This window comes from Ilumatobacteraceae bacterium, from assembly GCA_033344875.1.
In the GTDB taxonomy this organism is placed as follows: Bacteria; Actinomycetota; Acidimicrobiia; order Acidimicrobiales; family Ilumatobacteraceae; genus Ilumatobacter.
Genome location: JAWPMO010000001.1, coordinates 914287 through 940927 on the forward strand (window position 1 = coordinate 914287; position 26641 = coordinate 940927).

General features: G+C 68.5%; 24 protein-coding genes. 21 read left to right on the forward strand and 3 right to left on the reverse strand.

All coding sequences use genetic code 11. From position 1 onward, the window contains the following. The first annotated feature begins 36 nt into the window (after positions 1 to 36). The 3 genes from R8G01_04345 to R8G01_04355 all read left to right on the forward strand — a co-directional run bounded on the left by R8G01_04345 (position 37) and on the right by R8G01_04355 (position 3791). A complete protein-coding gene (locus R8G01_04345; protein ID MDW3213204.1) occupies positions 37 to 1425 on the forward strand; it encodes a cytochrome ubiquinol oxidase subunit I in 1389 nt (462 codons plus the stop codon). Beyond that, complete coding sequence (locus R8G01_04350) at positions 1422 to 2438, forward strand: cytochrome d ubiquinol oxidase subunit II (protein MDW3213205.1); 1017 nt, start codon at positions 1422 to 1424, stop codon at positions 2436 to 2438. The genes R8G01_04345 and R8G01_04350 overlap by 4 nt, the downstream gene beginning before the upstream one ends. Before the next feature lie 204 nt (positions 2439 to 2642). Continuing rightward, the gene (locus tag R8G01_04355) at positions 2643 to 3791 is read left to right on the forward strand and encodes an EAL domain-containing protein (protein MDW3213206.1); all 1149 of its coding nucleotides are present in this window, start codon (positions 2643 to 2645) and stop codon (positions 3789 to 3791) included. Positions 3792 to 3827: 36 nt separating this feature from the next. Here the strand turns inward: R8G01_04355 and R8G01_04360 are convergent, their stop codons facing one another. Then, complete coding sequence (locus R8G01_04360) at positions 3828 to 5117, reverse strand: aspartate aminotransferase family protein (GenBank protein ID MDW3213207.1); 1290 nt, start codon at positions 5115 to 5117, stop codon at positions 3828 to 3830. A 133-nt stretch (positions 5118 to 5250) separates the two neighbouring features. Here R8G01_04360 and R8G01_04365 point away from each other — a divergent pair, with 133 nt between their 5' ends. From R8G01_04365 to R8G01_04420, 12 genes are all read left to right on the forward strand, one after another. After that, on the forward strand, positions 5251 to 7080 hold the full coding sequence (locus R8G01_04365) for a solute carrier family 26 protein (GenBank protein ID MDW3213208.1): 1830 nt from the start codon (positions 5251 to 5253) through the stop codon (positions 7078 to 7080). Next, positions 7077 to 7697, forward strand: coding sequence for a rhodanese-like domain-containing protein (locus R8G01_04370; GenBank protein MDW3213209.1), 621 nt, complete (start codon positions 7077 to 7079; stop codon positions 7695 to 7697). Before R8G01_04365 ends, R8G01_04370 begins: the two co-directional genes overlap by 4 nt. Before the next feature lie 54 nt (positions 7698 to 7751). Beyond that, the gene (locus R8G01_04375) at positions 7752 to 9137 is read left to right on the forward strand and encodes a rhodanese-like domain-containing protein (GenBank protein ID MDW3213210.1); all 1386 of its coding nucleotides are present in this window, start codon (positions 7752 to 7754) and stop codon (positions 9135 to 9137) included. Between the two features lie 67 nt (positions 9138 to 9204). Then, positions 9205 to 10737 (forward strand): 4Fe-4S dicluster domain-containing protein, encoded by a 1533-nt coding sequence (locus R8G01_04380; GenBank protein ID MDW3213211.1) that lies wholly within the window; start codon positions 9205 to 9207, stop codon positions 10735 to 10737. 43 nt (positions 10738 to 10780) lie between these two features. Then, entirely contained in the window at positions 10781 to 13612 is a 2832-nt protein-coding gene (locus tag R8G01_04385; GenBank protein MDW3213212.1) for a molybdopterin-dependent oxidoreductase, read from the forward strand. A gap of 6 nt (positions 13613 to 13618) precedes the next feature. Next, the gene (locus R8G01_04390; GenBank protein ID MDW3213213.1) at positions 13619 to 14404 is read left to right on the forward strand and encodes a GntR family transcriptional regulator; all 786 of its coding nucleotides are present in this window, start codon (positions 13619 to 13621) and stop codon (positions 14402 to 14404) included. A gap of 2 nt (positions 14405 to 14406) precedes the next feature. After that, positions 14407 to 14931: an FABP family protein gene (locus tag R8G01_04395; GenBank protein MDW3213214.1), complete on the forward strand. Its 525-nt coding sequence runs from the start codon at positions 14407 to 14409 to the stop codon at positions 14929 to 14931. A gap of 47 nt (positions 14932 to 14978) precedes the next feature. After that, complete coding sequence (locus R8G01_04400) at positions 14979 to 16169, forward strand: steroid 3-ketoacyl-CoA thiolase (protein MDW3213215.1); 1191 nt, start codon at positions 14979 to 14981, stop codon at positions 16167 to 16169. 39 nt (positions 16170 to 16208) lie between these two features. Continuing rightward, entirely contained in the window at positions 16209 to 18551 is a 2343-nt protein-coding gene (locus tag R8G01_04405; protein ID MDW3213216.1) for a hypothetical protein, read from the forward strand. 71 nt (positions 18552 to 18622) lie between these two features. Beyond that, positions 18623 to 19156, forward strand: coding sequence for a thermonuclease family protein (locus R8G01_04410; GenBank protein ID MDW3213217.1), 534 nt, complete (start codon positions 18623 to 18625; stop codon positions 19154 to 19156). A 27-nt stretch (positions 19157 to 19183) separates the two neighbouring features. Continuing rightward, on the forward strand, positions 19184 to 20341 hold the full coding sequence (locus tag R8G01_04415) for a cysteine desulfurase-like protein (GenBank protein ID MDW3213218.1): 1158 nt from the start codon (positions 19184 to 19186) through the stop codon (positions 20339 to 20341). A gap of 20 nt (positions 20342 to 20361) precedes the next feature. Continuing rightward, positions 20362 to 21195 carry a ChbG/HpnK family deacetylase gene (locus R8G01_04420; GenBank protein MDW3213219.1) on the forward strand — a complete coding sequence of 278 codons (834 nt, stop codon included), beginning with the start codon at positions 20362 to 20364 and terminating at the stop codon, positions 21193 to 21195. On the opposite strand, the gene R8G01_04425 is transcribed toward R8G01_04420, so the two are convergent. Together R8G01_04425 and R8G01_04430 are read right to left on the reverse strand one after the other, a co-directional pair. Beyond that, complete coding sequence (locus R8G01_04425) at positions 21170 to 21406, reverse strand: hypothetical protein (GenBank protein ID MDW3213220.1); 237 nt, start codon at positions 21404 to 21406, stop codon at positions 21170 to 21172. The genes R8G01_04420 and R8G01_04425 overlap by 26 nt on opposite strands. Next, positions 21403 to 22320: a PIG-L family deacetylase gene (locus R8G01_04430; GenBank protein MDW3213221.1), complete on the reverse strand. Its 918-nt coding sequence runs from the start codon at positions 22318 to 22320 to the stop codon at positions 21403 to 21405. Before R8G01_04430 ends, R8G01_04425 begins: the two co-directional genes overlap by 4 nt. A 36-nt stretch (positions 22321 to 22356) precedes the next feature. On the opposite strand from R8G01_04430, the gene R8G01_04435 reads away from it, so the two are divergent. The 6 genes from R8G01_04435 (at position 22357) to R8G01_04460 (ending at position 26640) form a co-directional block, all read left to right on the forward strand. Then, positions 22357 to 22977, forward strand: a complete 621-nt coding sequence (locus R8G01_04435) for a YbhB/YbcL family Raf kinase inhibitor-like protein (GenBank protein MDW3213222.1) — start codon at positions 22357 to 22359, stop codon at positions 22975 to 22977. 15 nt (positions 22978 to 22992) lie between these two features. Then, the gene (locus tag R8G01_04440) at positions 22993 to 24738 is read left to right on the forward strand and encodes a bifunctional diguanylate cyclase/phosphodiesterase (protein ID MDW3213223.1); all 1746 of its coding nucleotides are present in this window, start codon (positions 22993 to 22995) and stop codon (positions 24736 to 24738) included. Positions 24739 to 24757: 19 nt separating this feature from the next. After that, complete coding sequence (locus R8G01_04445; protein MDW3213224.1) at positions 24758 to 25075, forward strand: DUF971 domain-containing protein; 318 nt, start codon at positions 24758 to 24760, stop codon at positions 25073 to 25075. Further along, positions 25075 to 25926 carry a rhomboid family intramembrane serine protease gene (locus R8G01_04450; protein MDW3213225.1) on the forward strand — a complete coding sequence of 284 codons (852 nt, stop codon included), beginning with the start codon at positions 25075 to 25077 and terminating at the stop codon, positions 25924 to 25926. The genes R8G01_04445 and R8G01_04450 overlap by 1 nt, the downstream gene beginning before the upstream one ends. A gap of 109 nt (positions 25927 to 26035) precedes the next feature. Next, the gene (locus tag R8G01_04455; protein ID MDW3213226.1) at positions 26036 to 26422 is read left to right on the forward strand and encodes a hypothetical protein; all 387 of its coding nucleotides are present in this window, start codon (positions 26036 to 26038) and stop codon (positions 26420 to 26422) included. 50 nt (positions 26423 to 26472) lie between these two features. Beyond that, complete coding sequence (locus tag R8G01_04460) at positions 26473 to 26640, forward strand: hypothetical protein (protein ID MDW3213227.1); 168 nt, start codon at positions 26473 to 26475, stop codon at positions 26638 to 26640. The last annotated feature ends 1 nt before the right edge of the window (position 26641 follow it).

Sequence of the window (26641 nt, forward strand, 5' to 3'; positions counted from 1 at the left end):
CACGTTCCAGCCACCGTTGACCGATCTGGAGGGACCATGAGCTTCACCGTCATCGCCGCCGAGGAACTGCTGGCGGCGCGCTACCAGATGGCGATCTCGCTCGGGTTCCACATCATCCTGTCGTGTTTCGGCGTCGCCTTCCCGGCGATGATCTACGTCGTCCACCGGCGTGGGATCCGCAACGACGACGCCGAGGCGCTCGCACTCGCCAAGAAGTGGGGCAAGGCTTCGGCGGTACTCTTCGCCGTCGGTGCCGTGTCGGGCACGATCCTCAGCTTCGAGATGGGTCTGCTGTGGCCGGGGCTCATGTCGAAATACGGCGACGTCATCGGCCTGCCCTTCGCGCTCGAAGGCATCGCATTCTTCCTCGAGGCGATCTTCATCGGCATCTACCTGTACGGGTGGGGCCGCCTCCGGCCCGAGGTGCACCTGCGCACCCTGATCCCGATCATGGGTGCGGGGCTGTTCGGCACGTTCTGCATCCTCGCCGTGAACTCCTGGATGAACGCCCCGGCCGGGTTCACGCTCCTCGACGACGGCACGGTCACCGACGTCGACCCGCTCGCCGCGATGTTCAACGACGCGCTGATCCCCCAGTTCCTCCACATGTGGGTGGCGACGTTCGTCGTCGCCGGGTTCCTCGTCGCCGGCGTCTACGCGGTCGGCATGCTGCGCGGCCGACGCGACCGGTCGCACCGGATCGGGTTCACCGTGCCCTTCGTGTTCGCTGCGATCGCCGCGCTCTGCCAGCCCGTGATCGGCCACATCGCCGGCATGCGACTCGACACCGGCCAGCCGTCGAAGCTGGCGGCGATGGAACTCGCGACCGAGACCGAGACCAACGCACCGGTGCTGATCGGCGGGTTCCTGATCGACGGCGAGGTCAAGGGAGGGATCGAGATCCCGAAGCTCGCCTCGTTGCTGGCCGGCAACTCGTTCGACACCGAGATCATCGGCTTCGACCAGATCCCCGACGACGAACAACCGCCCGCCAACATCGTGCACTGGTCGTTCCAGACGATGATCGCCGCCGGGACCACCATGATCGGCATCGGCGCCTGGTGGGCGTGGCGGCGGCGCCGACACGGCGAACTCGGCGTGTTCGACTCCGTGTGGTTCCTCCGCGCCGCCGTCGCGGCCGGACCGCTCGCCGTGATCGCGCTCGAGGCCGGGTGGATCACGACCGAGGTCGGACGGCAACCGTGGATCGTGTACCGCGTGATGCGGGTCGAAGAGGCGGTCACCTCCAACTCGGGGATCTGGATCAGCCTCGTCGCGATGATCATCGTGTACGCGAGCATGGCGGTGATGGCCACCAGGGTCCTGCGCGGCATGGCGCGTCGATGGCGCGAGGACGACACGGTCGACCTGCCGACGCCCTACGGGCCGAACAGCGAACTCGTCCGGTCGGGGGACGTGTCATGACGATCGCCGACGTCGCCGCCGCGCTCCTGTTCCTCGGCGTGGTCGCGTACGCGATCCTGGGCGGTGCCGACTTCGGGAGCGGCGTCTGGGACCTGCTCGCCGGAGGGGCCCGGGACGGCGCCCACCTCCGCTCGCAGATCGACCGCTCGATCGGCCCGGTCTGGGAAGCGAACCACGTCTGGCTGATCTACGTGCTCGTGTTCCTCTGGACGGGATTCCCGACGGCGTTCGGGGCGATCATGACCACCCTGTTCGTCCCGTGGCTGCTCGTCGGGCTCGGGATCGTCCTGCGCGGCGGCGCGTTCGCGTTTCGCAAGTTCTCGTCGACCGTGCGCGAGGCGCGGTTGCACGGCATCGTCTTCGCCGCGTCGTCGGTGGTCACGCCCTTCTTCCTCGGCATGATCGCCGGTGCGATCGCGAGCGGCCGGGTGCCGGCCGACGGCAACGGCGACATCTGGCGTTCGTGGACCGGGGCGACGTCGTGGGTCGGCGGGGCGCTGGCCGTGCTCACGGTCGCGTTCCTGGCCGCCACGTTCCTGGCCGCCGACGCCGAACGGGGTGGCCGCCACGAGCTCGCGGTACAGATCGGGAGCCGAGCGCTGTGGAGCGGCATCGTCGCCGGCGCGGCGTCACTCGCCGCCGCGGTGGCGATCGAACTCGACGCGGAGACGCTGGCCGACGGTCTGCACGGTCGCGGACTCGCGCTCGTGGCCCTCTCCGCCGCGTCGGGGATGGCGACGCTCGTACTGCTCCGCAAACGGCGGTGGGCCCTCGCCAGATTGACCGCGGTCGCGGCCGTCGGCTCGATCGTGATCGGTTGGGGCGTCGCCCAGTACGACTGGCTGCTCGTCGACGAGATGACCATCGCCGACGGTGCCGGCGCTCGTTCCACCTTGATCGGGCTGATCATCGTGTTCCTGGCCGCCGCCGTGACTGCGGTCCCGGCGATGATCTGGCTGTTCGTCCTCGTCAACCAGGACGAGTGGCAGGAGGACTCCGGCACCCCGGGGTGACGACAAGATGGGACGAGAGCGGCCGCCTCAAGAATGCCTCGACCCGTCCCGATACGAACCTGTGGACGTGTCCGACGACGAACTGACAGGCCGGTGAATCTCGGTCTCGACGTCCGATCGACGCTCCCGCGATCCGACCTGTCGCGTCGACTGTCGGGTCCCTTCCTGGCGTCGCTGAACCGGAGCACCCCGACGGCAGTCTGCATGGCAGCCGTCGCGCTCGCCGTCTCGTGGATGGTCAACGTGCTCGCCGGCGGGGCGAACCACATGCCGCCCCACGGTTTCTACGTGCCGATCCTGTTCGCCGCGGTGAGGTTCGGTGGGCGAGGCGCCGTCTGCTCGGGTGCCGCGGCGATGATCCTCGCCGGCCCACTGCTCCCGGCCGACGTCGACGCCGGCACGGCCCAGGTGCCGCGCGAGTGGATCATCCGCGGCGTCTTCTTCGTGGTGATCGGGCTGTGCGTCGCCGGTCTCGTCCAGGCGGCGGTGTCCCGTGAGCGCCGGATGCTCGACCGCGCTCGCGTGCAATCCGAAATCGCGGCCGCGCTCGCCGCACGGCAGTTCCGCCTCCGATACCAACCGATCGTGTCGCTCGACGGCACCGACGTCGTCGGGGTCGAGGCGCTCATCCGCTGGGAGCACCCCACTCGAGGGCTGCTCGCGCCGGGTGCGTTCATCGAGTTCGCCGAGGAGACCGGCCAGATCATCGACATCGGCCGCTGGGTGCTCACCGAGGCCTGTCGGCAGGTCGCGTCGTGGCGGGGCGAACTCCTGGACGGTGTGGACGACTTCGGAGTGGCGGTCAACATCTCGGCCCGCGAACTCAACGAACCGTCACTCGTCGACGCGATTCGTGACGTCCTCACATCGACCGGATTGCCGCCGCACTGGCTGCACCTCGAGGTCACCGAGACGGCGATCATCACCGACCTCGACACGTCGGAACGCCACCTCCGGGCGATCAAGGCGCTCGGGGTCAAGCTCGCGGTCGACGACTTCGGGGTCGGCTACGGCTCGATGACGTACCTGAGCCGGTTCCCGATCGACATCGTCAAGATCGACCGATCCTTCGTGGCGCCGATCGCCGAGCACAGTGAGCCACGCAACGTCGCGGGTGGCATCGTGCTGCTCGCACGCAGCCTCGGGATGCAGACCGTCGCCGAAGGCGTCGAAACGATCGACCAGGCGAATGCGCTCCGTCAGCTCGACTGCGATCACGCCCAGGGCTGGCTGTTCGGCCACCCCGAGACACCCACCGCGAGCGCGGATCGTCTGCGCGACCAGCGACGCCGACAGACCGAGCAGGACGTGCTGGTCGATCAGCGGGGCACGCCGACCCGCCGACGGTCCTGAACGCCGGAGCCGACAGGTCGGCCGACCGCGTCGGGATCAACCAACGTCGTCGATGGCTGCCTGGAGCGCTGCGATGCCCTCGTCGAGCTCGTCGGCGGTGACGTTGAGCATCGGGGCGAGCCGGACCACGTTGCCGTAGAGGCCACCCTTGCCCACCAACAGACCGTGTCGGCGGCATGCCTCGTGGAACTCGCCGGTGCGCGCCTTGTCGGGTTCGGTCCCGCCCGGCTCGCAGACCTCGAACGCCCACATCAAGCCGCGTCCGCGCATCTCGGCGATCCACGGGGTGGCGTCGGCGACGGGCTGCATCGCTGACGCGAAGCGCTCGCCCATCGTCTTGGCGTTGCCCTGGAGGTCCTCGTCGAGGACGGTCCGGAGGGTGGCGGCGCCGGCCGCCGCCGACAGCGGGTTGCCGCCGAACGTCGAGAACTGCAGCACGTCGATCGTGTCCATGATGTCGGCTCGGGCGACGACGCCGGCCAGCGTGATGCCGTTGCCGACGCCCTTGGCGAACGTGAGCATGTCGGGGACGATGTCGTGCGCCTGGTAGCCCCAGAAGTGCTCACCGGTGCGCCCCCAACCGGTCTGCACCTCGTCGGAGATGAACAGGATCCCACGATTGGAGAGTTCCTTGCCGAAGGCGGTGAACAAGCCGTCCGGCGGCGTCGCGAAGCCCCCGACGCCCTGGATCGGCTCGGCGATCATCGCCGCCACGTCGCCGGCCGAGGTCATGTCGAGGACCTGCACCAGATCGTCGACGCAGGCCGCCGTGAAGGCGTCGTCGTCGAGGTCGCGGAACGGCGACCGGAGCCGGTAGCCGCCGTGGACGAACTGCACCTGGAGACCCGAGTGCGACGTGGACCGCCACGACGAGTGCGACGTGATCGCCTGCGTGGAGAACACGCGGCCGTGGTAGCTGTTGCGGACCGCCAGGATCTGGTTCGACTTCCGGTACGAGGTGGCCAGGAGCAGCGCCGCGTCGTTGGCCTCGCTGCCCGATGGCGTGAAGTACACGCGGGCGTCGGGGATGCCCGACGCCTCGCAGACCATCTCGGCGAACTCGATCATCGGCTCGCTGAGGTACAGCGTCGAGGTGTGGAGCACCTTCGCCGCCTGTGACTGCACGGCAGTGGTGACCGCCGGGTGGTTGTGACCGATCATCGTGGTCAACACACCACCGAAGAAGTCGAGGTACCGGGTGCCGTCGAGGTCGAACACGTAGGAGCCCTCACCGTGATCGATCGCGATCGGGTCGGCGTAGTACGGCGACAGGAACGACGGGAGCACACGGCGGTAGCGGGCGGCGAGTTCTGCGCTGGTTGTCACGAGCGGAACGCTAGTGCTCCGCGGCGACCGTGTCGCCCACCGCTGCCGGTTTCGGCCCGCTCACCCGGGTTGCAATTGTTTGTCCGTACATTTAGCATTGTTTGTACGGACATACGACCGGTCCGGCACTCCCATGACGACACTCCTCCACCGCATCGCCCCCATCACCGCATGGGCACCCGGCTACGACCGTCGCAACCTCCGCAGCGACGTCATCGCGGGGTTCACCGTCTCAGCGCTCCTCGTGCCGCAGGGCCTCGCGTACGCACTGCTCGCCGGGCTCCCGCCCCAGGTCGGGCTCTACGCCTCGATCGTTCCGGTCATCGTCTACGCGATCTTCGGCACCTCGCGGCAACTCGCCGTCGGACCGGTCGCGATCGTGTCGCTGATGACCGCCACCGCCCTCGGCGGGCTGTACGAACAGGATTCCGAGTCCTACCTCGCCGGCGCGGCGGTGCTCGCGCTGCTCGTCGGAGCCGTGCACCTGGTCCTCCGCTTCGGCCGGCTCGGTTTCGTCACCAACTTCCTCTCCCACTCGGTGCTGGTCGGATTCACCGCGGCGTCGGCCGTGATCATCGTCGCCTCGCAGATCAAGCACGTGCTGGGCATCTCGATCCCGCGCACCGATTCGGTACTCGAGACCGCCGTCGAGGTCGTCAAGGGCGCCGACGCCACCCACGCCGCCACGCTCGCACTCGGCTCGAGCTGCATCGTGGCCTTCCTCGTGCTCAAGCGGTTCGCCCGCAAGGTGCCGGCCGCGCTGGTCGTCCTGGTGGCCTCGATCGCCGCGTCGCAACTGCTCGATCTCGAGTCACGCGGCGTCTCGACCGTCGGCGAGATCCCGAACGACCTGCCCGGGTTCTCGATCCCGACGTTCGACGGCAGTGCTCTCGGCACACTCGTGACCGCCGCGATCGCGATCACCCTCGTCGGATTCATGGAGTCGATCGCCGTCGCCAAGGTCTACGCCCGTCGCCACCGCTACGACATCGAACCGAACCAGGAACTGTTCGGCCTCGGCATGGCGAACGTCGCCTCCGGGTTGATCGGTGGATTCCCGGTGACCGGTGGATTCTCGCGAACCGCGGTCAGCGACGCCGCCGGGACCAAGACGCCGCTGGCGTCGATCATCGCCGCCCTGCTCATCATCCCGACGGTGCTGCTCCTCACCCCGATCTTCGCCGCGCTCCCCAACGCTGCGCTCGGTGCCACGATCATCGTGGCCGTCATCAACCTCGTCGACGTCGCCGAGATGCGCCACATCGCCCGGGTCAAGCGGTCCGATCTGATCGGTCTCTGGATCGCCTTCACGGCGACGCTCGTGTTCGGCATCGAGCTCGGCATGTTCATCGCGATCGTCGCCTCGATGCTGGTCGTGTTCGCCCGCATGTCACGACCACACTCGGCGACGCTCGGCCGCATTCCCGACACGACCAACTACCGCAACGTCGACCGCTTCCCCGCCGCGGGCGTCGAATCGGGCATTCGCGTGATCCGCATCGACGCCGCGCTGTCGTTCGTCAACGCCCAGCACGTGAAGGACCTGTGTCTCGGCGAAGCGCGACGGATCGACGACCCGCCGCGTGTGCTGATCGTCGACTGCTCGGGCATCAACGACATCGACGCAACCGGCGTCGAAGCGCTCAGCGAGATCTTGAACGAGCTCGACCCGACGTCCGTGTCGCTCCACCTGTGCGACGTGAAGGGTCCCGTCCGGGACGTGCTGCACCGCGCCGGCCTCTGGGGTCGTCTCGACGGACGCGTCCATGCGACCGCCCACCAGGCCGTCGAGGCCGTGCAGGGCCGCTGCGACGCGACGACGTCGCTCCGCGCGGCCGGCGTCGACGAACGACCGACCGTCACGTCCGACGCCATCACCACACCAACCGACACCACACCAACCGACACCACACCAACCGACACCACACCAACCGACACCACTGCAATCGAGAGGATCTCATGACCACCACCGACACCGCGCCCACCGGCAACGCCACGGCCACCACCAACCAACCCGTGCACCCGAGCGAGCTCCAGCGATTGCTCGAACGCGATCCCCAGACGCGGATCCTCGACGTCCGCACGAGCGGAGAGTTCGCCTCCGTACACATCCCCGGGTCGTTCAACGTCCCCCTCAGCACCCTCTCGGAACAGGTTCGCGACGTCGCCCGGATCGGTCACCCGGTCGTCCTCGTCTGTCAGTCGGGCGCCAGGGCGGCCACCGCACACGAGACGTTGAACGCCGCCGGCAAGAGCGATCTCCGAGTGCTGCAGGGCGGCATCGGCAGCTGGCTCGCGAGCGGCGGCGACGTCGTACGGGGTGAGGAGAAGTGGGGACTCGAGCGGCAGGTCAGGGCGGTCGCCGGGGGCATCGTGCTCGCGTCGATCCTCTCGAGTCTCCGTCTTCCGAAGCTCCGATTCCTCGCCGGAGGCGTCGGGCTCGGCCTGCTCGTGTCGGCGCTGACCGACACGTGCACGATGGGCACGGTCCTCGCCAAGCTCCCGTACAACCGGGGTCCCGAGTGCGACCTCGAGTGCGTGCTCCGTGACATCGCCGCCGACGACCGAAAGATTGCTTGATCCCCAATGTCCGTACATCTAGAGTCCACAGCAGAACGAAAGGAGCGGGGGCTCATGAAGTTCAACCAGTACTACCTCGAGTGTCTCTCACACGCGTCCTATCTCATCGGGGATGAGACCAGCGGACGAGCGGTCGTCGTCGATCCCCAACGCGACGTGGCCGAGTACATCGCCGATGCCGCCGAGGCGGGTCTCACGATCGAGCTCGTGATCGAGACGCACTTCCACGCCGACTTCCTGTCGGGCCACCTCGAACTCGCCGAGGCGACCGGGGCGGAGATCGTCTACTCCTCGGTCGCCGAGACCGAGTTCGAGTCGACCGGCGTCGACGACGGCGAGCGGTACTCGCTCGGCGACGTGCAGCTCGAGTTCCGGCACACGCCGGGCCACACGCCCGAATCGATGAGCATCGTCGTCTACGAACACGCCAACGACGAGGTGCCACACGCCGTCCTCACCGGCGACACGTTGTTCATCGGCGACGTCGGTCGACCCGACCTCCTGTCGTCGATCGGGTTCACCCGTGAAGAGCTCGCCAACAGCCTGTACGACTCCCTCCACGGCAAGCTGATGACACTCCCCGACTCGACCAGGGTCTACCCGGCGCACGGGGCCGGATCGTCGTGCGGCAAGAACCTCTCGACCGAACTCTGGTCGACGATGGGTGATCAGAAGGCGACCAACTACGCGCTGTTGGCACCCGACAAGGCGACGTTCCTCGAGCTCGTCACCGAGGGACAACCACCTGCGCCGGGCTACTTCGTCTACGACGCGATCCTGAATCGCAAGGAGCGCGAGCTCCACGACGAAACCGAACCCCCGGAGCCGATGTCCTACGACGAGATGCTCGCAGCGCTCGACGCGGGGGCGGTGTTGATCGACGGCCGCAACCCCGAGGAGTTCGCTGCCGGGCATCTCCGACAGGCGGTGAACGTCGGTCTCGAAGGTCGCTACGCCGAGTTCGCCGGCTCGGTGATCTCGCCCGACGTCGACATCGTCCTCGTCACCGAGCCCGGGCAGGAGCTCGAGGGCAAGAACCGGCTCGCCCGCATCGGTTTCGACCGGGTGATCGGCGCCCTCGAGCAGCCCTACAAGGTCATGTTCAAGCATCGTGACGACGTCCAGATCGCATCGCGCCTCACGGCGTCGGCATTCGTGGCCGCACGGGCAGCGATGCCCGAGCTCCAGGTCGTCGACGTGCGAAACCCCGGCGAGCTCGAACAGGGCATGGTGCCGGGAGCGGTGCCGATCCCCGTCGGTCAGCTGCCCGACCGGGTCGGTGAGCTCGATCCGGCCAAGCCGACCATCGTCTACTGCGCCGGCGGCTATCGCTCGTCGGTCGCGGCCAGCGTGCTCCGCTCGCGTGGCTTCGCCGACGTGAGCGACATCCTCGGCGGTTACGGGGCACTCGACCTGACCGACTCGGTGGCCGGCACCTGACCACGACGACGAGACCGGCCGGACGGTTTCCGGCGACACGACCGACAACGATTCGACAGGGGGTTCGATGACACGACTGGGGTTCGCCCTACTGAGCGACAGCTGCATCGGCTGCCACGCGTGCACCGTCGCGTGCAAGAGCGAACACGACGTGCCGCTCGGCGTGAACCGGACCTGGGTCAAATACATCGAGACCGGTTCGTTCCCGAACACCGGGCGGTCGTTCTCGGTCATGCGGTGCAACCAGTGCGACGACGCGCCGTGCATGACCATCTGTCCGACCAGCGCGCTGTTCCGTGCGCCCAACGGCGTGGTCGACTTCGACGACGACAACTGCATCGGGTGCAAGTCGTGCATGAACGCGTGTCCGTACGACGCGCTCTACATCAACCCCGACACGAACACCGCGCACAAGTGCAACTTCTGCAACCACCGGGTCGAGGTCGGGCTCGAACCGGCGTGTGTCGTGGTGTGTCCGACCCAGGCGATCGTCACCGGGGACCTCGACGACCCGGACTCGGCGGTGTCGAAGATCGTCGCCCGCGAGCAGGTCGCCGTCCGCGCCCCCGAACAGGGCACGAACCCGAAGGTGTTCTACCGCGGCGTCAGCCAGGCGTCCCTCGACCCGACCCGCACCCGGATCGCCGACGACGGGATGATCTGGGCCGACACCACGCCATCGCACCCGACGATCACGCCCGTGATGGCCGAGCACGCCGGCACCGGAGTCGTCGCTCGCACCGCGTACACGACGGCGCAGCAGATGACCTGGAAGTCGAAGGTGTCGGGCTACCTCGTCACCAAGGCGATCGCGGCCGGCACGATGTTGCTCGCCTCGCTGCTCGTCGTGCTCGGCCACGGCGACGACCAGGCGGCCGTCGGCGTGACCCCGCCGATCATCGCCGGGTTGTTCACCGCGATCACGGGTGCGCTGCTGATCTCGGACCTCAAGCAACCACGACGGTTCCTCTACATCCTGACCCGCTCCAACACCTCGTCGTGGCTCGTGCGCGGTGCATGGATCCTGGGGGCGTTCACTGCGCTCGCCGCGGTGTGGGGCGTGTTCGGCCTCGCCGATGCCGGTGGGCCACTCCAGGTGCTCGCGCTCCCGATCTCACTGCTCGCGGCCGGCGTCGCCGGGTACACCGCGTTCCTGTTCGGACAGTGCGAGGGCCGCGACCTGTGGCAGACACCGCTGCTCCTCCCGATCCTCCTGGCCCAGGCCGTCGTCGCCGGCGGCGCCACGTTCGCCGTACTCGACGTGTTCATGGCGGTTCCCGAGGCGCGCACGCTCTGGGTCGTCACCCTCGGCGCGCTCGGAGCACTCGCCGTGCTGATCGCGGCCGAGCTCTGGTCGAAGGGCTCACGCCATGTCGAACTCGCGACGCTCGAGATGACCCGTGGCGAGTACGCCGGCCAGTTCTGGTTCGGTGGGATCCTCAACGGCGTCGTCGTCCCGTCCGCGCTGCTGACCTTCGCCGTCGCCACCGACACCGCCGGCCCGTGGCCCGCCGCCTGCGCCGGGGCCGCTGCCCTCTTCGGCCTGTTCGCCTACGAGGACGCCTTCGTCCGCGCCGGCCAATCCGTCCCCCTCTCATGATCACGAGTTGTGCCAGGCACAACTCGCGATGGAAGGAACTCACATGACGCTGTCACCGCATCCGCCGCACGACCGGTGGCACGACTGGACCGAACTCGACGCGAAGGCGTGGCCGAACAAGGTCGAGCGGAACTACACGGTCGTGCCGACCACGTGCTTCAACTGCGAGGCGGCGTGCGGGCTGACGGCGTTCGTCGACAACGAGACGGGCGAGATCGCCAAGTTCGAGGGCAACCCCGAGCACCCGGCGAGCCGAGGCCGCAACTGTGCCAAGGGCCCCGCCACGCTCAACCAGGTCGACGACCCGGAACGGATCCTGTACCCGATGAAGCGCACCGGTGACCGCGGTGGGGGCGGCTGGGAGCGGATCACCTGGGACCAGGCGCTCGACGAGATCGGCGGCCGCATCCGCACCGCGCTGCAGGAGCACCGGACCAACGAGATCATGTACCACGTCGGCCGCCCGGGCGAGGACGGCTACACCGAACGGGTCCTCAAGGCGTGGGGTGTCGACGGCCACAACAGCCACACCAACATCTGCTCGTCGAATGCGCGCATCGGCTACCAGTCGTGGATGGGCCACGACCGCCCGTCGAGCGACTTCGCCAACGCCGAGGTGATCTTCCTGATCTCGGCCCACCTCGAGGCCGGCCACTACTTCAACCCGCACGCACAGCGCATCATGGAGGGCAAGGAGAAGGGCGCCACGGTGATCTGCGTCGACCCGCGGCTGTCCAACACCGGCGCCAAGGCCGACTACTGGCTCGCCACCTGGCCCGGCACCGAGCCGTTCATGCTGCTCGCCATCGCCCGACTGCTGATCGAGAACGGCACCTGGCAGCGCGACTTCGTCCGGCGGTGGGTGAACTGGGAGACGTACCTGACCGAGACCCGTCCCGACCTGCCGTGCGAGTTCGAGTCGCTGGAGCAGGCGTTGCTCGACGAGTACGCGGACTACACGCCGGAACGGGCCGAACACGTCAGCGGCGTGAAGGCCGACACGATCCGCGAGATCGCCGAGATCATCGGTGCCCACCCGACGAAGTTCGCGAGCCACAACTGGCGGGCTGCCGGCGCCGGCAACCTCGGCGGGTGGCAGGTGGCGCGCTGCCTGTTCTTCCTGAACGTGCTGACCGGCTCCGTCGCCACCAAAGGTGGCACCGCCGGCAACGGCTGGAACAAGTTCGTCCCGCATCCGCCGAAGGGCGGCCAGCCGATCACGACGTGGAACGAGATGTCGTGGCCGAAGGAATACCCGCTCTCGTACCACGAGATGTCGATCCTGCTCCCCCATTTCCTCAACGAGGGGCGCGGCAAGCTCGACACGTACTTCAGCCGGGTGTACAACCCGATCTGGACCAATCCCGACGGCTTCTCTTGGATGGAGGCGCTCCTCGACGAGAGCAAGGTGGAATGCCACGTCGCACTCACCCCCACCTGGTCCGAGACCGCGTGGTACGCCGACTACGTGCTGCCGATGGGTGTCGGTTCCGAGCGCCACGACGTGGCGAGCTTCGAGACCCACTCCGGCCGCTGGATCGGCTTCCGCCAGCCGGTCATGCGGCGCTACGCAGAACTCAAGGGCGAGGACACGGGCGCCGACCACCGGACCCACGAGTTCAACAAGGGTGAGGTCTGGGAGGAGAACGAGTTCTGGGTCGACCTGTCGTGGCGGATCGACCCCGACGGGTCGCTCGGCATCCGGCAATTCTTCGAGAGCGACGAGCGGCCTGGCACGCCGATGGGTGTCGACGAGTACTACGGCCGGATGTTCGCCGAGAGCGTGCCGGGCCTGGCCGACGACGCGGCCGCGGCCGGCCAGACACCGCTCGACTACATGCGCGACCGAGGCGCCTACGCCGTGCCCGGCCAGATGTACGAGCCGTACGAGCGGGTGGTCGATCCCGACGAGGTCGCCGACTGCACGAAGGACGCAGCCGGCGTGTTCCGCAAGCCCGGGACCGAGGGGTCGTGGGACGGCGCCGACGGCACCCTCGACGGGCTCCACCTCGCCAAGCTCGGCGACGGCTCCCCTGCCGTCGAGGTCGACGGCGAGGCCAAGGAGGGGTTCCCGACCCCGTCGAAGAAGCTCGAACTGTTCTCGACCACGCTGCGCGACTGGGGCTGGCCCGAACACGCGACACCGGGCTGGATCCCCTCGCACGTTCACTGGGAAGACCTCGACATGGCCGGCAACGAACGGATCCTCCTCCCGACGTTCCGCATCCCCACCCTGATCCACACCCGCTCGGGCAACTCGAAATGGCTCAACGAGATCAGCCACCGCCATCCGCTGTGGATCCACCCGTCCGATGCCGAGCAACTCGGCATCGAGGAGAGCGGGCTCGTGCGCATCACCACGCGTATCGGGCACTTCGTGATCGCCGCCTGGCGAACCGAGGGCATCCGGCCCGGCGTGGTCGCGGCATCGCACCACATGGGGCGCTGGCGGATCGAGGAGGACCAGGCCAAGTCGTGGGGCGCCGGCAAGGCACGGATCGACCACGACGGCAGCGAGTGGAAACTCACCAGGGAGCACGGCGTCGAACCGTACGACTCGGGCACCAAGGCCGATGGCGGCGACCCGGACACCCAGCGCATCTGGTGGAACGACACCGGCGTCCACCAGAACCTGACGTTCTCGGTCCAACCGGACCCGATCTCCGGCATGCAGTGCTGGCACCAGCGGGTCCGGGTCACACCGGCCGAGGCAGGCGACCGGTACGGCGACGTCGTCGTCGACACGGCGAAGTCGCGGGAGGCCTATCTCGATTGGCTATCGAAGACCCGGCCGGCGCCCGGACCAGGCGGCCTGCGGCGACCCATGTGGTTCGCGAGGCCACTCAAGCCGGAGCCCAGCGCCTATCGTGTCTGACCAGGGATGACCGAGTCAGAATTCACCGACGGAGCGCACGCGCTCGACCGCCGATCCACCACGCCGTTGTGGGCGCAACTCGACGCCGAATTGCGTCGCCGTATGGAACTCGGTCAGTTCGCCGACCGGTTCCCGACCGATCGCGAACTCATGGAGGTGTACGACGTCAGTCGTCACACGGCGCGGCACGCCGTGAGCCAGCTCGGCGCCGACGGCATCCTGCGCCGGGCGCGCGGGGTCGGCACCTCGGTCGACCGGCGCACGTTCGAGCGATCGCTCGGGTCGCTGTACAGCCTCTTCCAGGTCGTCGAGGAGAGCGGCGTACAGCAGCACAGCGAGGTCCGTCAGCTCGAGCTCGTGACCGACGCCGACGCGGCAGAACAACTCGGACTCGCCGCCGACGCGCCGCTCGTCCTGATCGACCGACTCCGGTGGGCCGGCGACGAACCGCTCGCGATCGATCGCATCTGGCTGCCGGCCGACGTCGCCGAACCCCTGCTGCAGGTCGACTTCACCCGCACGTCGCTCTACGCCGAACTCGAACGAGCGGCCGGGATGCGTCCGAACGCCGGTTGGGAGCGCATCCACCCCGGCATCCCCACCGACGAGGAACGATCGTCGCTCCGACTCGACGCCGGCGAGGCCGTGTTCTCGATCGAACGGCTCGGCACCTACAGCGGCGATGCGCTCGAGTGGCGCGTCACCACCATCCGCGGCGACCGCTTCACGCTCGTCGCCGACTGGACCGCCGGCCAGCGCAACGAGCTGCGGCCGCACATGCTGGTCGGCTGATCGTGCCCGAACTCCATCCCGAACTCCATCCCGATCTCGGCCACGTCGCCCACCTGCTCGGCACGTGGTCGGGTCGCGGACACGGCGAGTACCCCACGATCCCCTCGTTCGACTACACCGAGACGATCACGTTCACGCACGTCGGCAAACCCTTCCTCGCGTACACACAGCGAACCCGTCGCGTCGAGCCCGACGGATCACTCGGCCCGCCGCTCCACGCGGAGTCCGGCTACTGGCGATTTCCCGCCCCGGGGCGGGTCGAAGCCGTGCTCAGCCACCCAACGGGCGTGAACGAGGTGGAGGAGGGCACGATCGAACGCCGCAGCGACGGGGCGACGGTCATCGAGCTGACGTCGACCTCGGTCGCGCTGACGACATCGGCCAAATTGGTCACTGCCCTCGGCCGCACGTTCGAGATCGTCGGCGACTCGATCACGTATCGGCTGTCGATGGCCGCGGTCGGCCTACCCCGCCAACACCACCTGGCGGCGAGGCTCACCCGGCAACCCGGCGACGCCTCGACCTGACCGCGCCCGACTGTCGGCACCACCTCGTCGACTCCTAGGCTGCTCCCATGACCGGGAACGCTCAGGATGTCGTGATCGTCGATGCAGTCCGCACCCCCATTGGGCGCCGGAACGGCGGCCTCTCGTCGGTGCACCCTGCCACCCTGCTGGCGACCGTGCAGGCGGCGCTGATCGAACGCGTCGGCATCGATCCGGCCGAGGTCGGCCAGGTGGTCGGTGGCTGCGTCAGCCAGGTCGGCGAGCAGAGCTTCAACGTCACGCGCACCGCATGGCTCTCGGCGGGTCTCCCGCTGACGACCGCTGCCACGACCGTCGACACCCAATGCGGTTCGAGCCAGCAGGCGACCAACCTCGCCGCCTCCCTCGTGGGTTCGAGCGTCGTCGATGCCGCGATCGCGTGCGGCGTCGAGGTGATGAGCCGGGTCCCGATCGGCTCGAACTCGTCGAAGCGGCTGGGCCTCGGTATCCCGATCCCGAAGCCGTACTTCGAGCAGTACGAGATGACCTCGCAGTTCGAGGGCGCCGAGCGGATCGCCGACAGATGGGGCATCACCCGGGCCGACACCGACGCGTTCGGGCTCGCCTCGCAGGAGCGTGCGGCGCGGGCGTGGGCCGAGGGGCGGTTCGACGGGCAGATCGTCGAGGTCGAGGCCCCCGATGTCGACGACGACGGCAACCCCGCCGATTCGACCCACCTGGTCACCCGTGACGAGGGATTGCGCGACACCAACCTCGAGAAACTCGCTTCGCTCAAGCCGGTCGGGCGCGAGAACGGCGTGCACACGGCCGGCAACTCGTCACAGATCTCCGACGGTGCCGCGGCCGTGCTGATGATGACCGCCGACCAGGCCGTCGCGCTCGGGCTCACGCCGCGCGCTCGGATCGTCGACACCTGCCTCGTCGGGGTCGACCCGGAGCTGATGCTGACCGGCCCGATCGACGCCACCGAACGGCTCCTCGAGCGGAACGGGCTGTCGATCGACGAGGTCGACAACTTCGAGATCAACGAAGCCTTCGCGTCGGTCGTGCTCGCCTGGCAGCGCCAGGTCGGCGCCGACCCGGAGAAGACGAACCCGAACGGCGGGGCGATCGCACTGGGCCATCCGCTCGGCGGGACGGGCGCGTTCCTGCTCACGAAGTCGCTGTACGAACTCGAACGCACCGACGGCCGTCTCGGCCTCGTCTCGATGTGCTGCGGCGGCGGACTCGGCACCGGCACCCTCATCGAACGCCTCTGACGGCTCAAGCCCGGCGACGGGCGTGCCGATGGCGCAATCATGCCCGCTCTGCCCCGCCGCGCCCGCACGTCGACGTTCCCGACCAACTCCGGCCGAGTACTCGGGGTGCTCGCGGCCCTGTTGATGTCGAGTGTTCTGGCGTGGGCCGCCCCCGCCGCCGCGGTCGATCTGTGCGACCCCGGCATGTTCTCGGCAACCGGTGCGGTGCCGTGCACCGACGCTCCCGAAGGGCACTTCGTCGACACGACCGGCGCCACCGAGGCGACCCCGTGTCCAACCGGCTTCTACCAGCCCGACACCGGTCAGACCGACTGCATCCCGGCTCCCGCCGGCAGCTACGTCGACACACCGGCGTCCACCTCCCCGACCGACTGCGCCACCGGCACCTACCAGCCCAACATGGCCAGCACGTCCTGCCTCGACGCCCCCGCCGGCCGCTACGTCGACACCACCGCTGCCGTCGAATCGACCCCATGCGCCGCCGGCCGCTACCAGCCCGACACCGGCCAGGCGGAATGCGTCGACGCCCCGCCGGGTCGGTACGTCGACACCACGGGCGCCATCGAATCGACCCCGTGCACGATCGGGACGTATCAACCCGACCACGGCCAGGCCTCCTGCCTCCCGGCACCGGCCGGCTCGTTCGTCCCTGTCACCGAGTCGACGGACGCATTCGAGTGCACCTACGGGACGTACCAACCGGCCACCGGCCAGACCGAGTGCATCGAGGCGTCACCCGGGAACATCGTCGACGCCAGGGGCGCAACCGAACAAGAGCCCTGCGAACCGGGCGGCCACCAGCCGCGTACGGGAGAACGCGAGTGCATCCCGGCGCCGCCCGGCTCGTTCGTCGCCGACGCCGAGGCCATCGACGTCGAGGAATGCCCGATCGGGTCGTACCAACCCGACCACGGCCAGAGCTCGTGCCTGCCGGCACCGGCCGGCACGTACGCCAACGTCACGGGCATGTCGGATCCGCTGTCGTGCCCGCCCGGCACGTACCAGCCGAACACGGGCCAGATGGTCTGCTTCTGGGCAGCACCCGGCACCTTCGTCGCCGTCGCCGGAGCGATCGACTCGACGCCGTGCCCGGTCGGTACGTACCAGCCGGACCCGAACCGGACGTCGTGCGAATCGGCCCCCGAGGATCACTTCGTCGCGGTGACCGGTGCCACCGAGCCGACCCCGTGCCCCGACGGTTCCCACCAGCCGCTGACCGGCCAGGGCGTTTGCGTCGAGCAGGTCGACGTCACCACGACCGCACCCGGCCGCCTCCTCGACTCACGACCCGGCGAAACCACCATCGACACCCAACACGCCGGCACCGGCATCATCCCCGCCGACACCACCATCGAAATCCAGATCACCGGCCGCAACCACATCCCCGACAACGCCACCACCGCCATCCTCAACCTCACCATCACCCAACCCGACGCCCCCGGCTTCGCCACCGTCTACCCCTGCACCGACGACATCCCCACCGCCTCCACCATCAACTACACCACCGACCAAACCATCGCCAACGCCGTCACCACCCAACTCTCCCCCACCGGCACCATCTGCATCTACACCCTCACCACCACCCACATCATCATCGACGCCACCGGCTACACCACCGACGACTCCGACCTCCACACCGTCGCACCCGGCCGCCTCCTCGACTCACGACCCGGCGAAACCACCATCGACACCCAACACGCCGGCACCGGCATCATCCCCGCCGACACCACCATCGAAATCCAGATCACCGGCCGCAACCACATCCCCGACAACGCCACCACCGCCATCCTCAACCTCACCATCACCCAACCCGACGCCCCCGGCTTCGCCACCGTCTACCCCTGCACCGACGACATCCCCACCGCCTCCACCATCAACTACACCACCGACCAAACCATCGCCAACGCCGTCACCACCCAACTCTCCCCCACCGGCACCATCTGCATCTACACCCTCACCACCACCCACATCATCATCGACGCCACCGGCTACACCACCGACGACTCCGACCTCCACACCGTCGCACCCGGCCGCCTCCTCGACTCACGACCCGGCGAAACCACCATCGACACCCAACACGCCGGCACCGGCATCATCCCCGCCGACACCACCATCGAAATCCAGATCACCGGCCGCAACCACATCCCCGACAACGCCACCACCGCCATCCTCAACCTCACCATCACCCAACCCGACGCCCCCGGCTTCGCCACCGTCTACCCCTGCACCGACACCATCCCCACCGCCTCCACCATCAACTACACCGCCGGCCAAACCATCGCCAACGCCGTCACCACCCAACTCTCCCCCACCGGCACCATCTGCATCTACAACCTCACCACCACCCACATCATCATCGACGCCACCGGCTACACCACGTGACGACACGCCGCCCGGAGTGCCACACCTCGACGGCATGATGGCGAGGTGACGATCCCGAACGAGCGCTCGGCGTGACGCCGATCCGGCCGGCGCTCGCCGGGCTGTGTGTGGGCGCGGCGCTGACCGCGTGTGGCGGGGCGACCCCGGCGGCGAGCACCTCGGTGCCGGGTGCCGTCGAGGCGAACGCCGTGGTCGCGTACGTGGTCGACGGCGACACGATCGACGTGATGATCGACGGCACCGAAGAGCGGGTGCGTCTCACCGGCATCGACACACCCGAGGTCGCGCACGGCGCGTCCGGTTCTCGCCCGGCCACCATCGGTGAGTGCTTCGGCGACGAGGCGACCGGATTCACCGAGTCGCTCCTGCCGGTCGGCACTCCGGTCCGGCTCGAACGCGACATCGTCGGACGCGACGACTACGGCCGAGTGCTCGCCTACGTCTACCGCGCCGACGACGGCATCTTCGTCAACTACGAGATCGTCCGGCAGGGGTATGCCCAGCCGCTCACGATCCCACCCAACGTCACGTTCGCCGACCTGATGGTCGACGCCGCTCGCGCCGCTGAGGCCGACGACGTCGGGCTCTGGTCGGCCTGTCGTTGAACGGCCCCGCTGTGCGAGAGTGACGGCATGCTCGACCTGCGACATCGCTTCCCCGCCGTCACCGAGGGCACACACGCCGCATGGGCCCGCTTCGACGGTCCGGCCGGCACCCAGGTGGTCGACAGTGCGATCCAGGCGACCACCGCATGGCAGCGCAGCGGCAACAACGCGAACAGCCACGGCGCCTTCGCCGCGGCGCAGGCGTGCGACGACCTCGCCGAGCAGGTCAGGGGCACGATGGGCGAACTGCTCCACGCCGATCCGTACGGGTTCATCATCGGCCCGTCGACCACCTCGAACATCTTCTCGCTGACCCGTGCCATCGCCCGCGGGCTCGGGCCGGGCGACGAGATCATCTGTACGCAGCTCGACCACGACTCCAACGTGTCGCCGTGGTTGCTGATCGCCGCCGACACCGGAGCGACGATCCAGTTCGCCGAGTTCGATCCGGGCTCTGGCCGACTTCCCGTCAAATCGGTGACGGAGCTGCTGAACGATCGGACCCGGTGGGTCGCCGTGACCGGCGCCAGCAACGCGATCGGCACGATGCCCGACGTGACCGCGATCACCGCGGCTGCCCACGAGGCCGGCGCTCAGGTCGTGGTCGACGGCGTCCACCTCACCCCGCACGCCCCCGTCGATCTCGCCGCGATCGGGTGCGACATCTACTCGACCAGTTCCTACAAGTGGTACGGACCACACGCCGGCATCACCTGGGTCCGCCCCGAACTCCTCGACGAGCTCCCCGCCTACAAGGTCCGGCCCGCGCCCGACACGGGTGCCGAACGGTTCCAACTGGGCACGCCGGCGTACGAGAACCTGGCCGCGATCGACGCCGCGGCCCGATTCCTGATCGACACCGGCATGGCCGCGATCCAGGCCCACGAACGGGGCGTGTTCCAGCGCCTGCTCGACGGGCTGGCCGCCGACGAACGGGTGACGATCTACGGACCGCACGACCTGGTCGACCGGGCACCGACATTGGCGTTCAACGTCGCAGGGTTCACCGCCGAGGCCGTGGCCACGGCGCTCGCGGCCGAACAGATCGCCGTCTGGGACGGCAACTACTACGCCCTCGAGGCGATGGACCGGCTCGGCATCGACGGCGCCGTTCGTGCCGGGATCGCCCTGTATGTGACCGACGACGACGTCGATCGGCTGGTCGACGCCGTCGGGCGACTCTGACGAGCGATAGCGTCGTCTCCGTGGGGACTCTCGCCGAACGCCTCGGGTACGCCGCCGACACCAAGCTGGTCATCCTGTCCTGCGACGATCTCGGTTCGTGCCACGCCGCCAACGTCGGGGTCTACCGGGCGATCCGGGAGGGTGTGGCGACGTGCGCCTCGATCATGGTGCCCGCTCCGTGGGCGCAGCATGCGGCAGGCGTCTACGAGGCGTCCGACGACATCGGGGTGCACCTCACCCTCAATGCCGAACATCCCACCTACCGCTGGGGTCCGGTGACCCATGCTCCGTCCCTGCTGTCGGGTGAGGGCGGCTTTCCCCGCGACCTCGACGACCTCTGGGAGCACGCCGACCCCGACGAGGTCTACCGCGAGCTCACCGCCCAGGTCAGCCGGGCGATCGCGTGGGGCATCGACGTGACCCACCTGGCACCGCACCTGACGGCGATCACGCTCCGACCGGAGTTCTTCGGGATCTATCTCGACGTGGCGACCGAGTTCCGGCTCCCGGTGCGCCTGCCGTCGACCGTCACCGCCGAGCAGGCAGGGTTCCCGTTCCGGAAGCTCGCGGCCGAAGAGGGCGTGCTGTTCCCCGACCACTTCGATCACGACTGGCGGGCCGGCTCCCGCGACCGGGTGATGGCGGCGTTGGCAGCACTCGAGCCCGGCGTCACCGAACTGCACGTGCAGCCGGCGATCGACACGCCGGAGGTCCGGGCCCTGACGCCCCACGCCGGGCACTGGATCGACGACCTCGACTTCGTCACCGGCGACGCGCTGCGCGCGGCGATCGACGAGTCGGGAGCGGTGCTGATCGGCTACCGAGAACTCAGGGATGCGATGCGAGCCGGCTGAGCGCCGACGTCGCTTCACCCGATTTCAGCACGTCGAGCACGCGGCCGCTGTGGCCCGTCGCCTTGAGGCGGCCTCGCATGAACTCGACCGTGGCATCGAAGTCGGGTTCGGTCGCGACGGCGACCGGCACCGTCACGACGATCTCGGCGTCGTCGGGGCCCTCGGCCCGCTCGTCCTTCTTGGCGACGACCACCCGGTACTGCACGCTCACGAACCGACCTCGGCGTTCGCGTCGATGCCCTGGAACAGATCGTGTTCGACGTCGTCGTGGCCGGGGATGTCGCCGACGAGCGATCGGGCAAGGATCCAGTCCTCCCACGGATAGATCGCAGCGAGTTCGGCGTCGGAGAGACCGAACCAGAAGGGTGCGGTCGGATCGACCTGCGTCGCGTGCGCCAACAGCGATTGGGTACGCGCCCACATGAACTCGCCCACATCGATCCGCGTGGTGACGCGATGATCGGTGTCGGGGCGCTCGAACCACTTGTCGTCGAACGGCGACTCGCCGCGGTGCTTCAGGAGACCCTCGTGCATCGCCACGAGGCGACGCCGGCTCCACGTGGAGTAGTAGAGCTTCAACGGCTGGAACGGTTCGCCTGCGTCGGGGTACCACGACGGGTCGCCGGCACGATCGAACGCCAGCACGGAGATGTCGTGGACCCGGAGGTGGTCGGGGTGCGGGTACCCGGCCTGGTCGTCGTTGTAGGTGATGATGACCTGCGGTTTGGTGCGTCGGATGGACGCCACGAGGCGTTCGGTCGCCTCGTCGAGGTCGGCCTGGTGGAAGCAGTCGGGGTGCTCGTTCGGTTCGGAGTCGGCCATCCCGGAGTCGCGATAGCCGAGCATGACGACCTCGTCGAATCCGATGATCTCCGCCGAGCGTCGGAGTTCGGCCGGACGCATCGACACGACCAACTCCCGCTCCTGCTCCGGTGTCAGATCGTGGAACGGTTGACCGGGCTCACGCAGCGTCGGGTTCTGGAGATCGCCCTCCTCGCCACCGGTGCAGCACACGAGAACCGTGTGGACGCCGTCGGCGTGGTACTTCGCGAGCGTCGGAGCGCCCTTCGATGCTTCGTCGTCGGGGTGCGCGTGCACCGTCATGATCGTTCGCGGTTCGGCCATCGACGCCCACGTTACCCGTGGCTACGCTCGGGTCGGATGTCCGTATCCAGCCGCCCCACCCGTGCCGCCGCCATCGCTGCGGTCCTCGCCCTCGTCGTCGCCGGCTGCGGCGAACGCTCGGGAAAGGTGCTCGACGAGCCGGTGTTCCCACCGCCGGCGCCGCCGGTCGACACGAGCGTTCCGGCCGAACAGGCCGCCGAGACGACGATGGCGCCGCCGCTCACCTTGGTCACACCGTGGGTCGACGGTGCCGCGATCCCCGAGCGGAACACGTGCGCTGACGCGGGTGTCTCACCGGCGATGACCTGGTCGAACGTGCCGCCTGGCACCGCGGAACTCGCCGTCTCGGTGGTCGACCTCGACGCCGCCTCCTTCGTCCACTGGATCGTGTACGGGATCGCTCCCGTCGAACCGGGCCTCCCCGAGGGGCAGCTGCCCGAAGCGACGTTCGAGTGGCGAAATTCGGCCGGTCAGCCCGGCTGGTTCGCCCCGTGCCCGCCCGCCGGCGAGACACATCGGTACCAGATCACGGTCTACGCGCTCAACCAACAGCTCGAATCTGCCGATGATGCATCACCAACCGAAGTGTTGTCCATCCTGGACGCGATCACCATCGCCCGCTCATCCGTCATCGGCCTCACGGCCGGTTCCGGCTGAGCAGGCACACCCCACATGACCGACGAACGCATCGCCATCGCCACGAGCGCCGACGCACCCGCTCTCGACGCGGGCGACATCGACCGACTCCGGCAGCTCGTCGATGCGTCCGGGATCGCCACCATCTTCACGACGATCCGTGGCGATTTCCTGCACGCGAACGAGGCCGGAGCCGAGCTGTTCCGCTCGCAGGCGGTGCCCGGCGGGCGTCTCGACGGCCGCGAGTCGCTGTCGACGGTGCTCGACCAGATCCCGCAGCGTCTCCTGACCGATCCCGAAGGCGGTGTCTGGCACGGCGACGTCGACGTCAGCGCCCACGGCATGCCCGACTCGGTCCAGTCCACGACGGTGCACGTCCACCACGATCCGACGTCCGCCGACGGCGGGTTCATCGCCGTGATGTGCCAGGACGTCACCGACGAGCGCCGGCGCCAGGCGTCGCTCCTCCAGCTCCTCGAGCACGACAGCGTCACCGGCCTGCTGAATCGCAGCGCGGTGATCGAACGACTCACCGACGCACTCCGCCGGATCGACGAGGACGGCGGCGAGGTCGCCGTCCTGCTGGTCGACATCGACCGACTGCGTGACGTCAACGACGCACTCGGCCACGAGATCGGTGACCGACTCCTGGCCTCCACCGCGAAGCGTCTGTCCACCGCCGTCCGACCGAACGACATCGTCGCCCGGCTCGGCGGCGATCAGTTCGTGGTGATCTGCCACAGCGTGCCCGATGCCCCCGTCGCGATGGACCTGGCCGACCGTGTGCGGCGGGCCCTCACCGGTCGGCTCACGATCCGGCAACTCGAACTCGACGTGTCCGTCAGTGTCGGGGTCGGGATCACCGACACCACGTTGCGTCAGAGCGCACCCGACGCCGCCGCGATCCGTCTCATCACCCGGGCCGACACGGCGGTCCACGCCGCCAAGCAGGCCGGGCGGGCCCGGTGCGCGCAGTTCACCGATCAGCTCCAGAACGCGGCCAAGATCCGCACCGAACTCGCCGCCGCGCTGTCCAAGGCACTCCGCGAGGGCGAACTCCACGTCGAGTACCAACCGATCTTCTCGGCGGTCTCGCAGCAGGCCGAGGCGGCCGAGGCGCTCGTGCGCTGGTCGCATCCGGTCCGTGGCCGCATCGAGGCGAGCGAGTTCATCCCCGTCGCCGAGGAGACCGGTGTCATCGTCCCGATCGGTGACTGGGTGCTCCAGCAGGCGTGCATCTCGGCTCGCTACTGGATCGACAACGGCGTCGTCGGCCAGCGCTTCGCCGTGCACGTCAACGTGTCACGCATGCAGCTGGCCAACAGCACGTTCGTCAACCGCGTGGTCGATCTCCTCCGCGAGTACCGCCTGCGCCCACGCCAGATCGTGCTCGAGGCACGCGAGGCGACCTTGCTCGGCAGCGACGCCGATGCGGTGATCCGGTCGGTCCGTGCGCTCCGTCGCGTCGGGGTCCGGATCGCACTCGACAACTTCGGCACGGGCTCCAACGCCCTGTCGCTGCTCACCGAGATCGGGGCCGACGTCCTCAAGCTCGACGGTTCGCTGGCACTCCCCAGCGGGGCGTCCGAGGCCGACACCCGGGTCGTCCGAGCCCTGGTCCTCCTGGCGCACGCGCTGAACATGGAGGTCGTCGCCGAACGGGTCACCGGTGTCGAACAGTTGCGTCGTCTCCGGGCCGCGGGTTGTGATCTCGTGCAGGGCCACCTGGTCGGCAAGCCGAGCGCCCCCGACCAGCTGGTCGCCCACATGAACCTCGATTGACCAGCGGTACCCTGGCCCGGTGACGAACGCCCAGGTCATCGACGTCGAACTGGAGCGGCAGCTCGAACTCCGGGTCACCTACGACGACGATGTGACCTGTTCGTTCCCCCTGCTGACGCTCCGCCAGGCCTGCCCCTGCGCCACGTGCCGAGGCCGTCGCGAGCAAGGGCTCGACGCCTACGGTGGCTCGTCGATCGAGGCCCGCGGGGCCGAGATGCACGGCAGCTGGGGCATCTCGATCGACTGGTCCGACGGCCACAGCACGGGGATCTACCCGTGGACGCATCTGCGGTCGTGGTGGGACGCCGGTCTCGACGGACAATACGCTCAGCCCTGATGAGCCTCCCTCCCCCGCCCCCATCGACCGAGTCGGCGACGTGCTACCGCCACCCCGATCGGCCGACCGGTCGCCGTTGCACCCGTTGCGGCAAGTCCGCCTGCGCCGACTGCCTCGTGCAGGCCTCCGTCGGGAGCCACTGCGTCGATTGCGCCAAGGCGTCGCGCCCTGACGTGCGCACCCGCGCCAAGTTCTGGAGCTCACGGCAGCCGGCGATGGTCACGATGGCGATCATCGCGATCAACGTCGCCTTCTTCCTGTACACCACGCTGCTCGATCCCGAGAGCCTGAGCGGACGTCTGACCGAGGCCCACGTCCAGCTCGGCCTCAACGAACAGTTCCTGCGGCTCGACGGCGAGTGGTATCGCCTCGTCACCTCGGGTTTCATGCATTACGGGCTGATCCACATCGGCTTCAACATGTACCTGCTGTACATGCTCGGCCAGATGCTCGAACCGGCCCTGGGTCGCGTCAAGTTCCTACTGGTCTACTTCGGCGGGCTGCTCGGCGGTTCGGCGGGCTCACTGGTGCTCGATCGCCAGAACGCGATCTCCGCCGGCGCCTCGGGTGCCGTGTTCGGGCTGATGGCGCTGGCCTTCGTGGGGTACTACCTCAACGGCGCCAACCCGTTGAACACGTCGATCGGCAGCTTGCTGATGCTCAATCTGGTGATCACCTTCCTGTTCCCACGGATCTCGATCGGTGGTCACCTCGGCGGTGCGGCCGCCGGCGCGGTGATGGCGGTGATCGTCATGGCACCGCGGCATCGCGGCTATCCCAGCTGGGCACCGTACGTGGCACCTGCCGCCGTTGTCGCACTCAGTGTGGTCATTTCGGTGCTGGCGGTGTGATCACGCCATCGAGTGGCAGGATTTCGTCAAGTTCAGTCGGTTTGACTGTTGGTCGGACCGCCCCAATGTTACTGTGAACTCACTGTCAACTCGACTTTACGTTCTTTGCATGACTCGCACGCATCGCCGCTTCCGAGGATGGGTCACCGCCCGTCGCGCCCGCCGGGGCCGACCGGCCGCCACCGTCAGTCCGACCGCTGGTCACTGCGCGTCCCTGACGCCCACAATCCGGGTCGAGCACGTCGACGATCCCGAGCTCCCCTTCCGGTTGGTGCGCGCCGACGGCATGCTCTGCCCGGCGACGATCGACCGACTGCTCGACGCCTGGTCGAACCTCGTCGGACCGTGTGCGCTGCACCTCGACCTGGGCGACGCCCTGATCGCTGATGCCGTCACGATGCAATGTCTGGAAACGGCGCTCGACCACCTCGAACGGCAACGGATCGAGGTCCGCCTCGTCGGGATCGACCCGCAACACCCGGTCCTCCACCGCTGACCCGGCAACCTCACAGCATCTCTGCCACACCCCTCCTTCATGATCGGGGTATGAACGAACACGACGTCCCCCAGCAACTGACCCTGTTGCCGTCGTCGAACGTGCCGGTCCAGTTCCGACTCGATGCCGACACGCGTCGCCGCGGGCAACGCCACATCGCGGAGATCCGCCGGATGCTCGCCGACCGCCAGGCGGCGCGTCAGGCGACCGCAGCCTGAC

What these genes read in the sequence shown, in the direction of transcription:
- R8G01_04345 (MDW3213204.1), top strand. Translation starts at nt 37, where the DNA reads ATGAGCTTCACCGTCATCGCCGCCGAGGAACTGCTGGCGGCGCGCTAC.
- R8G01_04350 (MDW3213205.1), top strand. Translation starts at nt 1,422, where the DNA reads ATGACGATCGCCGACGTCGCCGCCGCGCTCCTGTTCCTCGGCGTGGTC.
- R8G01_04355 (MDW3213206.1), top strand. Translation starts at nt 2,643, where the DNA reads ATGGCAGCCGTCGCGCTCGCCGTCTCGTGGATGGTCAACGTGCTCGCC.
- R8G01_04365 (MDW3213208.1), top strand. Translation starts at nt 5,251, where the DNA reads ATGACGACACTCCTCCACCGCATCGCCCCCATCACCGCATGGGCACCC.
- R8G01_04370 (MDW3213209.1), top strand. Translation starts at nt 7,077, where the DNA reads ATGACCACCACCGACACCGCGCCCACCGGCAACGCCACGGCCACCACC.
- R8G01_04375 (MDW3213210.1), top strand. Translation starts at nt 7,752, where the DNA reads ATGAAGTTCAACCAGTACTACCTCGAGTGTCTCTCACACGCGTCCTAT.
- R8G01_04380 (MDW3213211.1), top strand. Translation starts at nt 9,205, where the DNA reads ATGACACGACTGGGGTTCGCCCTACTGAGCGACAGCTGCATCGGCTGC.
- R8G01_04385 (MDW3213212.1), top strand. Translation starts at nt 10,781, where the DNA reads ATGACGCTGTCACCGCATCCGCCGCACGACCGGTGGCACGACTGGACC.
- R8G01_04390 (MDW3213213.1), top strand. Translation starts at nt 13,619, where the DNA reads ATGACCGAGTCAGAATTCACCGACGGAGCGCACGCGCTCGACCGCCGA.
- R8G01_04400 (MDW3213215.1), top strand. Translation starts at nt 14,979, where the DNA reads ATGACCGGGAACGCTCAGGATGTCGTGATCGTCGATGCAGTCCGCACC.
- R8G01_04405 (MDW3213216.1), top strand. Translation starts at nt 16,209, where the DNA reads ATGCCCGCTCTGCCCCGCCGCGCCCGCACGTCGACGTTCCCGACCAAC.
- R8G01_04415 (MDW3213218.1), top strand. Translation starts at nt 19,184, where the DNA reads ATGCTCGACCTGCGACATCGCTTCCCCGCCGTCACCGAGGGCACACAC.
- R8G01_04430 (MDW3213221.1), bottom strand. Translation starts at nt 22,320, where the DNA reads ATGGCCGAACCGCGAACGATCATGACGGTGCACGCGCACCCCGACGAC.
- R8G01_04435 (MDW3213222.1), top strand. Translation starts at nt 22,357, where the DNA reads ATGTCCGTATCCAGCCGCCCCACCCGTGCCGCCGCCATCGCTGCGGTC.
- R8G01_04440 (MDW3213223.1), top strand. Translation starts at nt 22,993, where the DNA reads ATGACCGACGAACGCATCGCCATCGCCACGAGCGCCGACGCACCCGCT.
- R8G01_04450 (MDW3213225.1), top strand. Translation starts at nt 25,075, where the DNA reads ATGAGCCTCCCTCCCCCGCCCCCATCGACCGAGTCGGCGACGTGCTAC.
- R8G01_04455 (MDW3213226.1), top strand. Translation starts at nt 26,036, where the DNA reads ATGACTCGCACGCATCGCCGCTTCCGAGGATGGGTCACCGCCCGTCGC.
- R8G01_04460 (MDW3213227.1), top strand. Translation starts at nt 26,473, where the DNA reads ATGAACGAACACGACGTCCCCCAGCAACTGACCCTGTTGCCGTCGTCG.